The organism is Amycolatopsis sp. cg5 (assembly GCF_041346955.1).
Classification (GTDB): Bacteria; Actinomycetota; Actinomycetes; order Mycobacteriales; family Pseudonocardiaceae; genus Amycolatopsis.
This window is the reverse complement of sequence record NZ_CP166849.1, coordinates 2,831,971-2,845,619: the sequence shown is the minus strand read 5'-3', so window position 1 is coordinate 2,845,619 and position 13,649 is coordinate 2,831,971. Positions and strand designations below refer to the sequence as shown.

General features: G+C 66.1%; 12 protein-coding genes and 1 other annotated feature. Of the genes, 3 read left to right on the top strand and 9 right to left on the bottom strand.

Annotated elements, in window-relative coordinates; translation table 11 throughout:
* Positions 1–197 precede the first annotated feature (197 nt).
* Positions 198–1,955: a cytochrome c biogenesis protein DipZ gene (locus tag AB5J62_RS13045; protein WP_370948477.1), complete on the top strand. Its 1,758-nt coding sequence runs from the start codon at positions 198–200 to the stop codon at positions 1,953–1,955.
* Positions 1,956–2,020: 65 nt separating this feature from the next.
* On the opposite strand, the gene AB5J62_RS13040 is transcribed toward AB5J62_RS13045, so the two are convergent.
* The 8 genes from AB5J62_RS13040 to AB5J62_RS13005 all read right to left on the bottom strand — a co-directional run bounded on the left by AB5J62_RS13040 (position 2,021) and on the right by AB5J62_RS13005 (position 9,285).
* Positions 2,021–2,614 carry a hypothetical protein gene (locus AB5J62_RS13040; RefSeq protein ID WP_370948476.1) on the bottom strand — a complete coding sequence of 198 codons (594 nt, stop codon included), beginning with the start codon at positions 2,612–2,614 and terminating at the stop codon, positions 2,021–2,023.
* 19 nt (positions 2,615–2,633) lie between these two features.
* Complete coding sequence (locus tag AB5J62_RS13035) at positions 2,634–3,077, bottom strand: hypothetical protein (protein ID WP_370948475.1); 444 nt, start codon at positions 3,075–3,077, stop codon at positions 2,634–2,636.
* 507 nt (positions 3,078–3,584) lie between these two features.
* The gene (locus AB5J62_RS13030) at positions 3,585–4,307 is read right to left on the bottom strand and encodes a hypothetical protein (protein ID WP_370948474.1); all 723 of its coding nucleotides are present in this window, start codon (positions 4,305–4,307) and stop codon (positions 3,585–3,587) included.
* Positions 4,304–4,819: a sigma-70 family RNA polymerase sigma factor gene (locus tag AB5J62_RS13025; protein ID WP_370948473.1), complete on the bottom strand. Its 516-nt coding sequence runs from the start codon at positions 4,817–4,819 to the stop codon at positions 4,304–4,306. The genes AB5J62_RS13030 and AB5J62_RS13025 overlap by 4 nt, the downstream gene beginning before the upstream one ends.
* 161 nt (positions 4,820–4,980) lie before the next feature.
* Positions 4,981–6,221, bottom strand: a protein-coding gene (locus AB5J62_RS13020) for an IS3 family transposase (protein WP_370948472.1) whose coding sequence is annotated in 2 segments (ribosomal slippage) — positions 4,981–5,930 and positions 5,930–6,221 — 1,242 coding nt in all. Because the reading frame shifts where the segments join, the coding sequence is not laid out codon by codon here.
* Positions 5,809–5,937 (bottom strand) — a sequence feature (AL1L pseudoknot). It overlaps the preceding gene by 129 nt.
* Positions 6,190–7,566 carry an XRE family transcriptional regulator gene (locus AB5J62_RS13015; RefSeq protein WP_370948471.1) on the bottom strand — a complete coding sequence of 459 codons (1,377 nt, stop codon included), beginning with the start codon at positions 7,564–7,566 and terminating at the stop codon, positions 6,190–6,192. Before AB5J62_RS13015 ends, AB5J62_RS13020 begins: the two co-directional genes overlap by 32 nt.
* Positions 7,567–7,842: 276 nt before the next feature.
* Positions 7,843–8,286 (bottom strand): DUF6326 family protein, encoded by a 444-nt coding sequence (locus AB5J62_RS13010; RefSeq protein WP_370948470.1) that lies wholly within the window; start codon positions 8,284–8,286, stop codon positions 7,843–7,845.
* A gap of 207 nt (positions 8,287–8,493) precedes the next feature.
* Positions 8,494–9,285, bottom strand: coding sequence for a hypothetical protein (locus AB5J62_RS13005; protein ID WP_370948469.1), 792 nt, complete (start codon positions 9,283–9,285; stop codon positions 8,494–8,496).
* Positions 9,286–9,417: 132 nt separating this feature from the next.
* Here AB5J62_RS13005 and AB5J62_RS13000 point away from each other — a divergent pair, with 132 nt between their 5' ends.
* Both AB5J62_RS13000 and secD read left to right on the top strand, forming a co-directional pair.
* A complete protein-coding gene (locus AB5J62_RS13000) occupies positions 9,418–9,774 on the top strand; it encodes a hypothetical protein (RefSeq protein ID WP_370948468.1) in 357 nt (118 codons plus the stop codon).
* 40 nt (positions 9,775–9,814) lie between these two features.
* The gene (gene secD, locus AB5J62_RS12995; RefSeq protein ID WP_370948467.1) at positions 9,815–12,064 is read left to right on the top strand and encodes a protein translocase subunit SecD; all 2,250 of its coding nucleotides are present in this window, start codon (positions 9,815–9,817) and stop codon (positions 12,062–12,064) included.
* A gap of 329 nt (positions 12,065–12,393) precedes the next feature.
* Here secD and AB5J62_RS12990 read toward each other — a convergent pair whose 3' ends face one another.
* Positions 12,394–13,542, bottom strand: coding sequence for a glycosyltransferase (locus AB5J62_RS12990; RefSeq protein ID WP_370948466.1), 1,149 nt, complete (start codon positions 13,540–13,542; stop codon positions 12,394–12,396).
* Positions 13,543–13,649 lie beyond the last annotated feature (107 nt).

Sequence of the window (13,649 nt, the reverse complement as noted above, 5' to 3'; positions counted from 1 at the left end):
CCCCGACACCTCCGAGGCAACGAACAACCGGGATTCGACGCACCCGACGGCCCGGATGGGCCACGACGATCATCGAGACCATTCCGTTACCCAGGGGACACGATCACCAGCTCACGGTGACATCCGAGCAATCCGCTGGAGTCCGGGCGCCGAATACCTGTCATCACTCATCCGACGAAAACCGCACGGGGGCAATCGTGCTCACACTCGCGTTAATCGGCCTCATCGGCGGATTGGTCACGGGTATCTCACCGTGCATCCTGCCGGTGCTGCCCGTCATCTTCCTCTCCGGCGGCGTGCACAAACCCCAGCCGGCCAGCCGCCCCGAACAGAACAGTGGGAGCGTCGCGACCGCCGAAGCCCCGATCGAAGCGAAACCGCCACGGTCACGTCCCTACCTGATCATCGCGGGGCTCGTCGTCAGCTTCACTCTCGTGACCCTGTTCGGCTCGCTGCTTCTGTCCGTACTCGGTCTGCCGCAGGACGTTCTGCGCTGGGCCGGCCTGATCGTGCTGACCCTGATCGGGATCGGGCTCATCGTCCCGAAGTTCGAACACCTGCTGGAGAAGCCGTTCAGCTGGATCCCGCAGCGCCGCCCCGACGCCAACCGCGGCGGCTTCGCACTCGGCCTCGGGCTCGGCGCGGTCTACGTGCCCTGCGCCGGCCCGGTACTCGCCGCGATCACCGTCGCCGGGTCGACCGGCCGGATCGGCCTCGACACCGTCGTGCTCACCGTCACCTTCGCCGTCGGCGCCGCACTCCCCCTGCTGATCTTCGCACTCGCTGGACGCCGAGTCGCCGAACGGGTGACAGCGTTCCGCAAACGGCAACGCGGAATCCGGGTCACCGCAGGCATCGTGATGATCGCGCTCGCGATCGGGCTGGTGTTCAACCTCCCCCAACTACTGCAGCGCGCCATCCCCGACTACACCAGCGGCCTGCAGAACAACATCAACAACTCCGAACAGGTCAAGAAGGCGCTCAACCTCGGTGGCCTGGAAAACGACCAGAACAAAGACCTCGACCTCTGCACCGACGGCGCGAAAGAACTCGAATCCTGCGGAAAAGCCCCGGACCTCCAGGGAATCCAGCAGTGGTTCAACACCCCAGGCAACCAGCCGATCGACCTCGCCGCTCTCCGCGGCAAAGTGGTGCTCCTCGACTTCTGGGCCTACTCCTGCATCAACTGCCAGCGCTCGATCCCCCACGTCACCGCCTGGGACAAGACCTACCGCGACGCCGGCCTGCAGGTCATCGGCATCCACGCCCCCGAATACGCTTTCGAGAAAGAACCGGGCAACGTTGAATCCGCCGCCGACAAATTCGGCATCGGCTACCCCATCGCACTCGACAACACCCTGTCGACCTGGACGAACTACCGCAACCGATTCTGGCCCGCCCACTACCTTATCGACGCCGAAGGCACCGTGCGGCACATCAAATTCGGCGAAGGTGACTACCAGACCACCGAAAAACTCATCCGCGAACTGCTCACCAAAGCCAATCCCGGCAAGCCCCTTCCCGCCGCGACCGGAACCACGGACGACACTCCCGACACCGCCGCGATCACCCGCGAGACCTACCTCGGCTCCACCAAACGCGTCAACTTCGCCGGTTCCGAGGACTACACCGCGGGCACGAAATCCTTCACCTACCCCGCCCAGCAACCCCAAGACACCTTCACCCTCAACGGTGACTGGACCCTCACCAGCCAGAACATCACCCCCACCACCGGCACCGCCCAGGTCAAACTCGACTACCGCGCCAAAGAAGTACGGATGGTCCTGTCCGGCAATGGCACCGTCACCTACACAGCCAAAGGACAGACCAAGACCATCCAAGTGAACGGCACCCCCAACTCCTACCAACTACTGTCCACACCGGACATCGAGGCGGGCATCCTCGACGTCACCGTCGGCAGCGGAGTGCAGGCGTTCTCCTTCACCTTCGGCTGAGCAGCCAGGAGGAAATCCGGGTCGTTCCCTGGCTCCCCGGGGCGCCAGGGAACGACCTCACGCGGTCAACAGGTGGCATGCACCTGGTTCGCGCGCGTGACCCACACCGGGTCGCTGCTCGGACCGTCGACCTCTATCTCAGGGGTGTACCAGATGTAGTGGCCGTAGTAGCGGCTGCCGAAGTGCATCTCGAACTTGCCCTTCACCTTGGTGCGCATCGGTGCGGCGTAGATGTTCACCGCCTGATGCGGGCCGATGTCCTGCCGAACTTCGTCCGCCTTCGTCTTCACCCAGCTCCATTCCTCGCCAAACGACTGCTTGTAGCTGGCCTCGAAGATCTCCCCGGCCTTGACCGTGACGCTGATCTCTTCGCCGACGCTGGTCTTCGTTCCCGCGGTCGACTCCCAGCGGATGACCCGTGTCGAGTTGTTCTTGGTGCAGTTCTTGGACTTCCCGACAAGCTCGTACGGGGCACGGTACTTCTGCGCCGGCCCTGTCGGATGGAAGACGCACAGGTCGGTCCGACCCTGGTTGCACTGATCGAACAGCTCACGCGTGGTCGGCGTGTCCTCTGCGGACGCCGCGGCCGGGATGAGCGCGGCTGCCACGATCACGGCCAAGCCGGCCGCGGCCATGCCGGTTTTCCTGATGGCAAACATGTTCTTCACCCTTCTGCGATCAGCTGAGGCCGACGAGCACGGCCTGGTCCTCGATGTCGCGCCCCACGTTAGGGACATTGCCGATGAAGGGCCCCTCGCGTGAATTGTCCTGGCGGTAGAGCCAGACCCAGCAGCTCCCCCACGACTGCACTGACGAGATCTTCTTTTGCCAGGCAGCGGACAGGGGATACCAGTAGTCGATCTTGTCGTTTTTGACGCAGGGAGACGGAGCGGTCAGGGTCAGTGACGCCCCGCCATAGTTTTGGTGCTCAAAAACGACTGCCGCGATGACGTCACCCGAGGTTCGGGCCATCCGCCTTCCACTCGCCGTGGCGGCGGAAAGGGTTTGATAGCAGCTGAGCTGTTTCGTGGTCGCCGAGTAGACACAGTGCTCGTTCGCCGGGGCCGCGGTGGCCACGGCCGGAAGCGCGATCGCCGCCACGATCCCGAAAACGGCGACCACCAAGGACCATCGACTTGTTCCCGCTCTTCGCATGAATCCATTCATCACAAGACCAACTCCTTTTCGCAGTGGTCTCCACACGATAAGGACCGGATTTCACACTGTCCAGCGACGTTTCGCATGCGCATTCATTGATGAATACCGCGCCAGCCGAACGGGAAATCGCCTGTCCGGCGCGCGCTGAAGCACGCCGGAAATCGCGATTTTCCTGGCCATGGACACCCTGCCGCCAAGCTTGACGACCCCTGATGCACGCCGGGGTGATTTGACACGTTTTGCGAGTTCTGCGTTCGCAAACCACTGGCCACAATTGCACTATTCCATGCAACTTCAAGATCATTTCTCGAAGAGACTAAACCCGACGCCGTGCGCGTGCGTCGACCTGACAGGAAGCAAGCTTCGGCACGACCGCGGCTTGTTTTCATTCCTCGTCCCCAACCAAGAAATGAGGACTTATGCGCATCGCCCCGAGAATCTTCCGTTCCACGGCGATCTTTGATACGCGCCCTAAGGCTTTCCGCTCCTGATGAACACGCCATGGACGTCGTAGGCGTCGAACCAGCCGGGGTCGGTGAACTCGCCGGAGAACAGGTTGTAGCCACCCCCGGCACCGATCAGCCGCGACTCGCTCATGCCGCCGTCGCGGTTGTAGACACGCAGCGATGCGACCCTGGCGCCGGTCATGAACACCCACATACCCTGATGTGCCTTCGCGACGCCATCCGGAACGCTGCGGCCGGTCACGATGATCGTGGCCTCAGGGTTCTTATCCACAGTGGACACATAACACGCACTCTTCGGACCAGTGCCGACGGGCTCGCCCGCGACCCCGGACCAGATACACAGCGTCGGCGGTCCCTGGGAATCTTTGTTCGCTGTCACGTAGGCAGCCGCGTTGTGCATTTGTCCATCTTCGACATAGGTCGTCAGCACGAACGGCCCGGCAAGGAGCTCCGTCCCGGGCCTGAGCACATAGACAGGCCCCCGAACCGGCGCCGGGCTCGCCCCGGTCCGCTCTCGGTCAGTATGCGGCAGCACCGAGGGCACCAGCACGGCCGCGACGAGCACGATGGCAGCGGCAGCGGCGACGAGCACGGTCTTCCGCCGCCTCCGTCGCTGCTTCAGCTCCCTCCGTCGATGGTGCTCAGCCCACGAATGCGAGCTCGACGGCACAGAGTCGGCGAGCTCACCGAGCGCGGTGCGCACACGACGTTCGAACTCGTCCATCACCACATCTCCGTTTCCCGCTCGAACCGTTCGCGCAGCCTGTCCAATGCCTGTGAGGTCGTCGCCTTGACCGTGCCCAGCGCCAATCCGAGCGTCTCCGCGATCGTGGCCTGATCCAGGTCCAGCCAATACCGCAGCACCAAGACTTCTCTTTGGCGCCGGGACAGCGAGCGTAACGCCTCGCGGAGTTGACGATGTTTGAAGCGGAGGAGGGCGTGCGCTTCGGCGGACTCCTCGTCGACAAGCACATCACCCGGGGTACGCCGGACCACACGCAGGTGCCGCAGCCGCGAGCGTGCCAGGTTGATCACCGTGGTCCGCAGGTAGGCGGCCGCTTTCACCGGATCGTCCAGCGACGCCCAGCGCTGATGCAGCCGGACGAACGCCTCCTGCGCGATGTTCTCCGCGTCGTCGGCGCCGAGCAGATACGCCAGCCGCTTCATCGTCTCGAACCGCTCGTGGAACAACACCCCGAAGGAGCACTCGGCGGCATCGTCACGAGCGCTGGCGGACACCCGCACCTCCACGGGCTTCAACCACGTCACACACTGATGACTCCCGTGACCCCCTCAAGGTTTAGTCACGCGGGCGGCCGAGTTCCGGCCAGAACGGTGCGAAGCTCTCGGACAGCCGGATGCTTCTTGAACCGTCACGGGTAAGGGACCGGCTTCGGGTATCAGACCAGCGCCGGTCGGCGTGGCAGGTGTTGAGCGTAGTAGGCGGTCTCGTACTCGACCGGTGTGAGGTAGTCCAGCCGGGAATGCAAGCGGGCGTTGTTGTACCAGTCGACCCACTCCATCACGGCGTACTCAACCTCGGAGAGGTTCGTGAACGAGCCGTGCCGGTTGACCAGTTCGGTTTTGAACAGCCCGATGATCGATTCCGCCAGTGCGTTGTCATAGGCATCACCGACCGAACCTATGGACGCCGATAACCCTTGCAGTGCAAGAGAATCAGTGAAGGAAACCGACGTGTATTGACTCCCGGCGTCGCTGTGGTGGATCAACCCCGGCTCGACGGGATGCCCGTGGTGATCGCGCCGCCAGAGCGCCATGTTCAGCGCCTTGGACACCAGGGCAGTCGTCTTCGCGCTCGCCGCGGTCCACCCGACGATGGCGCGGGAGTAGACATCGAATACGAACGCGACGTAGGCCCATCCGGTCTGCGTCGACACGTAGGTGAAATCCGCCACCCACGCCAGGTTCGGGCCATCGGCGGTGAAGTCCCGGTTGAGCCGGTCGCCAGCCCGCACGCCGTCTTTGGCGCGGATCGTGGTTCGTGGTGGACGCCCCCGGGTCACTCCCTTCAGGCCCAGGTCTCGCATGATGCGGTCGACGGTGCAGAACGCCACCTGGTGGCCTTGGCGGCGCAGCCAGCGGGTCATTTTCCGGCGCCCGTAGACCGCCTCGGGTGTGTCCTGCGCGTCTCGCAGGGCGTTGGTCAGGTAGGCGTCGGCGATATCCCGCTGCGACGGTGGCTTACGACGAGCTTTGCGGTAGGTCCTGGGCGCGATCTGGATCCCGTGCGTGGAGAGCACTCGGCAGATCGACTCGACGCCGTGGACCTGGCGGTATTCGTCGATGAACCCGACGATCAGCGGTGTCGCGGGTCGAGTTCCCGCGCGAAAAAAGCCGACGCCAGTTTCAGGATGTCGTTGGCCTGCTTGAGTTCCTTGTTCTCCTTGCGCAGCCGGTCCAGCTCGGCGCGCTCGGCCGTGGCCAGCTCACCGGCCGCCGCGACGGGTGGAGTGTCCTGCTGGAGGGCCTTGACGATCCACACACGCAGTGTCTCCGGATGCACGTCGACCATCGGGCCGATGGCGTGCGCGGCGGCGTAGGCGGATCCGTACTCGTCGAGACGATCCAAAGCCAGACGGACAGCCTTCTCACGGACCTCGGGCGGGTAACGCTTGGGCATGGTGACCATCATCCTCATGAAAGGAAGCGGCCCCCAACCCGTGACGGTTCATCTCGTGCGCGGTCGCCGCCTGGGACAGACCCCCGAGCAGGTCCAGGATCAGATGGGAGTTGATGCCCTCAGCGGAGTCGATCGCGTCGGAACCGAGGCTGACGGCTTCCGCTGGGTCGCCTGCCGTCATCGTCAAGGTGGCCAGCAGGAGCCGGCGCAGTGTGTGCGACCGAGCATAGAGCGGATCCCGTACCCGGCCGGCCTCAGCGAGCCGTTCGAAAGCCGCAGGGACATGGTGGCCGGACTGCGAGAGGTTCAACAGGGCATTGCCGGTGTCACCACAATGTTGGGCATAGTCGTAGAACGTCATCCATGACGGATCGTTCGACGGTGCCGAAGCCCCGAAGTGATCATCCGCCTTCCCCAAAGCACGGAGTGCGCCCGAGGTGTCTCGCATCGCCGCGAGCGACCGTGCACGCGCCGCGTGCACCATCGCCAGCTCCGTGTGCGTCAGTTCGCGAGCATCCATCAGCGCCCGGTCGGCATAAGCCAAACCTTGTTCGTGCTTTCCGTTCCAAGCGGCCAGCCGAGACATCGAGGCGAGGATGAACGCGCGGGAATGCGGGTTTCCACCTTCTTGCTCACACGACAACCCGAATTCGAAAAACCGGGCAGCGGCCTGATGCCGACCAAGGTCGAACGCGCTGAATCCCGCGGTGTGCGCCAGTTGGGCGACCACGGTGTGCAACGGTTGTTCGAGGTCGCTGTGACACGGCAGTGCGAGCAGTCGCGAAGCGTAACGAAGCTCTGCCATCAGGGCTTCCTGCATCAACGAACCGCCATTCGACTGGTGAACGGCGTTGATGGCCTTGGCCGCATGGGCGACGTTGTCGATGTGCCTGCGGCTGACCCGCCGCGGCGATGGAGGCCTGTCGAGGTCAGCCAGCAGCAACGTCAAGCTGTCACCCGGAGAAGGCTTGTCAGTCACGTAGGCACGGCGTGTGTTCTGAAAGCCGAGCGCGGAGTCGTTCGCTACGTTGAGTACGTGCCGCAGGGCTTCCCTGTAGCGAGAGTTAGGCCATGTGATGACGCCGCGTTCCAGTTTTCCGACGTAGTTGGCGTCCAGATCAGCGCGCTGCCGGTACCTGTCCCACAGGTACTCGTTCACCCGAGAGGCGAGCTCGTGGCGCGAGACACCCTCGCCAGGAGCTTGAACAGACGCGGCCTGCGTACGCGCGATCCGCAGCAACATGTTCTCGACCAGCAGATCCGCCTCCCGCAGGCATGCTTCGCGCGAAGCGTAGTTGCCCCGCGAACGACGGTCAACGCTGCCCGCGGCCAGGCGGAAGGTCACCGAACGTCAAAGATCCCCGGATCCCTCCCCACCCAATCCGGCTCTCCGCCGGGATGGTTACTAGACATGCTCGCAGTTCTCGACAAGCCGTCACCACTACGTCGCACGAGGAAAGTCTGGGCTGTCGTGGCCGCGGTGGCGGCCTCAGCCGCCGCCACGCCCTTCGTCACGCCGATGGCCACCACCGCGGCCGGCCACGCGGCGGTCAGCGTCAGCGTCGCCGCTCACCGCGCCACCGAGGAGGCCTGGGGCAGGTTCGCCCGCGCGATCAGCTGTCTACGTGTGTTCCGCGCTGACCGGCCAGGTCCAGGCGGAGCGCAGGATGAAGGCCAGTAGCAGCACCTCGAGCCCGATCGAAATGCCGTAGAACAAGGTGTAGGTCCACGTCTCCCCTGCCGCGTTGAACAGCGAGACGGGGATGTAGAGCGCTGCGACGACGATGTTGACGGTGCGGTTGACACGGGCGGGCAGCGTCACGGAGAGCAGGATCATGAGGATCGGGACGGCCATGAGCGCGAGCGCGATGGCGACGAAGGCCGGGCCGGTTTCGAACTCGTGGACGGTGCCGCCCAGGAGTTGGTCGAGGAAGCCGGGCTTGTACAGGGCGAGGTAGTCGACGTAGATGTAGAGGAACATGAAGCTGGTCCACGCCGCCGCGAGTCTGGCCCGCACGGGCACGCGCAGATCTTCCGGCGCGGTCTGGGTTTGAGGTGTTCTCATCACTGCTCCTTGGCTTGGCTCCTTTCACCTTCACGGATTCCGGCGGCGAGCACATTGGCCCTGGAGCCGGATTCGACCTGGCCGTTGGCACAGTAGAGCTCCTGTACTTTCGGCGGAGGCGTCGGCGAGCCCGAGCCGACGGAGTTGCTTTTGGGCCGTCAGGTGTCCCCAAAGCAACTCCGTCAGGCCTGCGGCCGCGGCTGCGGGCTATGCCGGGTTCTCCGCGACGGCGAGGTAGTCCGTGTAGATCTGCGGCGAGCCCGAGAACGAGGCCAGCTGCTTCCACTCCTCGTACATCTGCTTGGTGTCGCGGTGGGCGGCCGCGAACTCCGCGGCCTCGCCGGTGGCGATGTCGGGCTCGGGGTAGAAGACGTCCAACGCGTCCAGGCTCGCGATCTCCATCATCATCACGTACTGGTCGAGGCGGTTGCCCCGCTCGCCCTTGAGCACGTGAAACCGCCAATCCGGGTAGTCGTCGATCCGGTGGTGGTTCTCGGCGATGAAGCGGTCGAACATCTCCTCGGTCACCCCGGCGCGCAACGCCAGGTTGTGGATCCCGACGACCCGGGCGACGCGCTCCTCCCCCGGGCGGTCGCGGTAGCGGGGGCCAGGCGTGACCGTGCTCCGCGGATTGTCGGCCAGCAGCCGGTAGTCGGTGAACAACGTGGGCAGCTCACCGAACGTGCCCAGCCGCCGCCACCGTGCCAGCACAGCCTCAGCCTCGGGGTGCTCCGCCCAGAACAGCCGGGCCGGCTCGGTCTGCTCACCCCGGGCCGTGACGTAGCGGTCGCGGTGCTCGGCGCTCTCGATCTCGTACAACATCAGGTACTGCCCGGTCCGCTCTCCGCGCAACCCGCGCAGCAGAGTCCACCGCCACCCTGGGTACAAGGGCAGATGAACGCCTTCAGCACGCACGAAGGTCTCGAACTGCTCCGGCGTAACACCGGACTCCGTGTCGATGGCGATGTACTGGAAGGTGAACACCGACGAGCGTCCCATTGCGTCCAATCCTCGAGCCGGGAAAAGGAACGTGCGTCCGACGAGCACGACTCCCCTGCACCACATCCTGCCAGCTCCAGGCCACTGGCCGAACGCCATTGGCCGTCTGGAAGATCGGCTAGAGTGAGCCGGGTGAGCGGCGCGACGAAACCCGGACGGCCATCGCCGTACCGTTTCGCGCTGCTCGTTCTGCTGCAGGTGCTGGCGGCTTTCGTGGTCGCCACCCCGGTCGCCACCGCGGCACCCGTTCGCGGCATCACCGCGGGCGCGGTCGCGAAGGCCGAGACGCCGGGGCTCATCACCCGCTTCACCGCCACCGCCCAGGGCGAACAGCCTGGGCACACCCCGATCGACCTCCCGCCCGGCGCTTCCGGGACCGAGCAGCGCGGCCACCGTGAGCCGGTCGCGATGGCGGCTCACCGCGTTCCCGCGACCACCGGCGAAGGCCCGGTCGGCGGGCGCGCACCTCCTCGCGGCAACGGACTCTGACGACACCCGTTCACTCCGTTCCGCTGGAGGTTCTTCCCTCATGCCGCGCACTTCCGCGCGGCGAGGTCTGCTGGTCAGGGGCTTGCTGTCCCTTGCCGTCCTCGCCGCGTCCGCTTTTCTGCTGCTCACCAGCCAGCCCAGGCTCGGCCTCGATCTCAAGGGCGGCACCCAGATCGTCCTGGAAACGCACGACTCCCCGACCATGAAGGCCGACGCCAAGGCCACCGACGACGCGATGGAGGTGATCCGGCGGCGGGTCGACGCACTCGGCGTGGCCGAGCCGGTGCTCGCCAGGTCCGGCGACAACCGCATCCTGGTGGAACTCCCCGGCGTCCAAGATCCCCAGGAGGCCATCGCGATTCTCGGCCGGACAGCGCAACTCTCGGTGCGGCCGGTGCTCGCCCAAGCAGGCGAAAAGGTGCTCGACGACCCGTCGGGGCAGCCGCTGCAGCTCGGCGCGACCGCGCTCACCGGCGAAGGCGTCAAGAACGCGCAGGCGGTGACCGACTCGACCTCCGGGCGGTGGGTCGTTTCGATGACCTTGCAGGACAAGGCCACCTCCGCGTGGCAGAAGATCACCGCCGACGCGGCGTGCGCGCCGTCCGGGGCCCAGGCCCGCCGGGTCGCCATCGTGGTGGACGACAAGATCGTGTCGGCGCCGCAGATGGATCAGTCGATCCGGTGTGGCGCGGGGATCATCGGCGACACCACGCAGATCACGGGCGACTTCACCCGCGCCGACGCGCAGGAACTCGCGCTCGTGATCCGCTCGGGCGCGCTTCCGGTGCCCGTAGAGGTCGCCGAACAGCGTGTCGTCGGGCCGACGCTGGGTGCCGAGGCGATCAAGAGCAGCGCGGTCGCCGCGCTGGCGGGCCTCACGCTCACCGCCGCCTTCCTCTTGGTCGCGTACCGGCTGGCCGGCTTGCTCGCGATCCTCGCGCTGCTCGGCTACGCGGCCGTTTCCTACGCCGTGCTGCTCGCGCTCGGCGCGACGTTGACGCTCCCGGGGCTCGCCGGATTCGTGCTCGCGATCGGCATGGCCATCGACGCGAACATCCTGATCTTCGAACGGGCACGGGAGGAGTACGCGGTCTCCCGGCCGAAACGGCTGCACCGCGCGGCGACCGTGGGCTTTCGCCGGGCGCTCACGGCCATCACCGACACCAACATCACCACGGTGATCGCGGCCGGGCTGCTGTTCTGGCTGGCCGCCGGGCCGGTGAAGGGTTTCGGCGTGACGCTGGTGATCGGTGTCCTGTCGTCGCTGTTCAGCGCGCTCGTGCTCGGCCAGGTCCTGCTGGAATTGGCCGCACGGAACGGTTTCGTGCAACGACATCCCGGCATGAGCGGGCTCGCCAGGTTCAGCAGGGTGCGGATTTGGCTCACCACCAAGGTTCCCCAGCTGTTCAGGCGGCCACGCCGCTGGCTGGCCGCCGGGCTGGTGCTCGTCGCGGTCTGCGCGGCAGGTGTCGCGACGCACGGGCTGAACCTCGGCGTGGAGTTCACCGGCGGGCGGATGATCGAGTACACCGCCGGGCATCCGGTGGATCCCGGCCAGGTGCGGACCGCGCTGACCGACGCCGGTTTCGACCGCGCGGTGGTGGCGTCGTCCGGCGACAGCACGGTGACCGTGCGGACCGAACCGATCGACGAGGCCACCGCCGCCAAGATCAAGACGGTGGTCGACGGCGCCACCGGCGGCGCGCGGCAGACGCGCGACGACCAGATCGGCCCGAGCGTCGGCGCCGAGCTGCGCACCAAGGCGGTGCTCGCGCTGGGCCTCGCCGTCGCGGCGCAGCTGGCCTACCTCGCGGTGCGCTTCGACTGGCGGCTCGGGCTGGCGACCGTGGCGTCGCTGGTGGCGGACGTGGCCGTGGTCGTCGGCGCGTTCGCCTGGCTGGGGAAACCGGTCGACGGCGTCTTCCTGGCCGCACTGCTCACCGTCATCGGGTTGTCGGTCAACGATTCGGTGGTGGTGTTCGACCGGGTGCGTGAACTGCGGGCCGCGCGACCGAAGGACGGGTTCGCCTCGGTGATGAGCGCGGCGGTACTGCAGACGTTGCCGCGCACCGTGAACACCTGCCTCGGCGTGTTGTTCATGCTGCTCGCTCTGCTGGTGCTCGGCGACGGTTCACTCGCCGATTTCGCCGTGGCGTTGCTGATCGGGCTCGCGGCGGGCACCGCGTCGACCGTGCTCACCGCGGCGCCGGTCGCGATCATGCTCGACGCGCGCCATCCCGGCGCCGGTGTCCGCAAGAAGAAACAGCGGATCTCCGGCGCGGTCGTCTAGCGTTGGTCGTGAGTGGTACCGCCGGTTCTATTTGAGCGGAAACGCAAAGGTGGCGCGGCGGCCGCGGACCCAGACTCGTCGGACACCGACGTCAGAGGGCGAGGGGTGTGAGTGGTGACTCTGCTGCATCTAGCGGAGCAGAGTCACCACTCGCGGGTGCCCGAGGGCTGTGGTGTGCGGGATAAAGCCCGCTTTACTCCGCGAGGGTCGTGAGTGTTGCGGGCGTGAGGGCTGCTGTGAGGGGACCCCTCAGTGCGTATGTCGCACCCAGGGGTCCCCTCGCACCGAAGTCCAACACGCCACCTCTGACCTTCCGCTCAATAACCGGCCTAAACACTCACGACCCCTGCTCGCCGGGCAAGGGTTTCCAGGTCGGCGAGCAAGGTGTCGACGCCGGGAAGTTCCGACGAGGCGTGGGTGAGCGAACGCGCTCGCCTGCCGTACTGAGGGTCGGCGAGCAGCAGCGTGCAAGCGTCGGCGAGGGAGTTCGCTGTGACGCGGTCCGGGTCGAGGGTGATTGCCAGACCCAGCTCGGCCATCCGTGCGGCGTTGGCGGGTTGATCCGAGAACAGGGGCAGCGCGACCATCGGGACACCGGTGGCGATGCTGTCTTGGACGGCGCCGAAGCCCGCGTGGCTGATGAACAGGTCGCAGGTGCGCAGGAATTCGCGCTGTGGCAACGACGTCACCAACCGGACGTTGTCCGGGACCGGGTCGGCGAGGAGGCGGTCGGCACCGAGTGCGACGGTCGCGTTCACCGGGAGCGTGCCGAGCGCGGCGATGATCGTGGTGATGAGTCGTTCGAATCCGGGCAGGGTCGGCGCCAGGGTGCCGAGGCCCGCGTAGACCGTCGGGCGATCGGTGGGGTCGAGCGCGAGCGGGACGCTTTCCGCGTTCGGGGGGCGGTAGTACTTCGCGGTGGCAAGGCGGAGTTCGGCCGGATACCAGCTCTCGGGCACGAAACCGGCGAGCAGCCCGCGGCTGGGATGAGCCGGGTCGGTCACCGGAGGCAGGCCGAGCCGGACGCGTTGCTCGTTGAGCGCCGGTAAGGCCAAGTGTGCGGTCAAGGCCGACATCGGCGCGGTGTCGAGTTGTGCGTGCGGCAATCCCAAGGACTCGGCGGCGAGGTAGCCGCCGAGTTCGGCGGACTCTCGAACGATGAGGTCGGGTCTTTCTTTGCCGATCGAGGAAATCAAGTCGTCGGCGAACACGCCGGCCAGCGGTCCGGCGAAAGCTCGCACGATGGCCGTCTCGACGGCCGCTGCGGTGGTGTGCCGATCCGGGTGGGTCAGTTCTTGCGGCAGCCGGTAGCGCTCGGCGAGCTCGGGGTCATTTCGCAATTCGTCCAAAGACACCACTGTGGACAGTGGGATCGGCGTAAGTCCCCACTCCTCCACCAGTCCGCTCAGTGCCGCCGAAGTGGCTACGCGGACGCGGTGCCCGGCTTGCCGCGCCGCGGCGGCGACGGGAAAGAGCAAGGGGAACAAGTGTGAACGAATCGGCAAACCCGTGAAAACCACGTCCATGGCGACCCTCCTCTGTGGATAGTGCAGTAACCTGCGATTGACAAAAGTCTTGCGCGCCA

Bases quoted from the DNA above. Each gene is read 5' to 3' on its own strand.
- AB5J62_RS13010 (WP_370948470.1), bottom strand. From the start codon at position 8,286: ATGAGAACACCTCAAACCCAGACCGCGCCGGAAGATCTGCGCGTGCCC.
- AB5J62_RS13040 (WP_370948476.1), bottom strand. From the start codon at position 2,614: ATGTTTGCCATCAGGAAAACCGGCATGGCCGCGGCCGGCTTGGCCGTG.
- secD (WP_370948467.1), top strand. From the start codon at position 9,815: ATGCCGCGCACTTCCGCGCGGCGAGGTCTGCTGGTCAGGGGCTTGCTG.
- AB5J62_RS13005 (WP_370948469.1), bottom strand. From the start codon at position 9,285: ATGGGACGCTCGTCGGTGTTCACCTTCCAGTACATCGCCATCGACACG.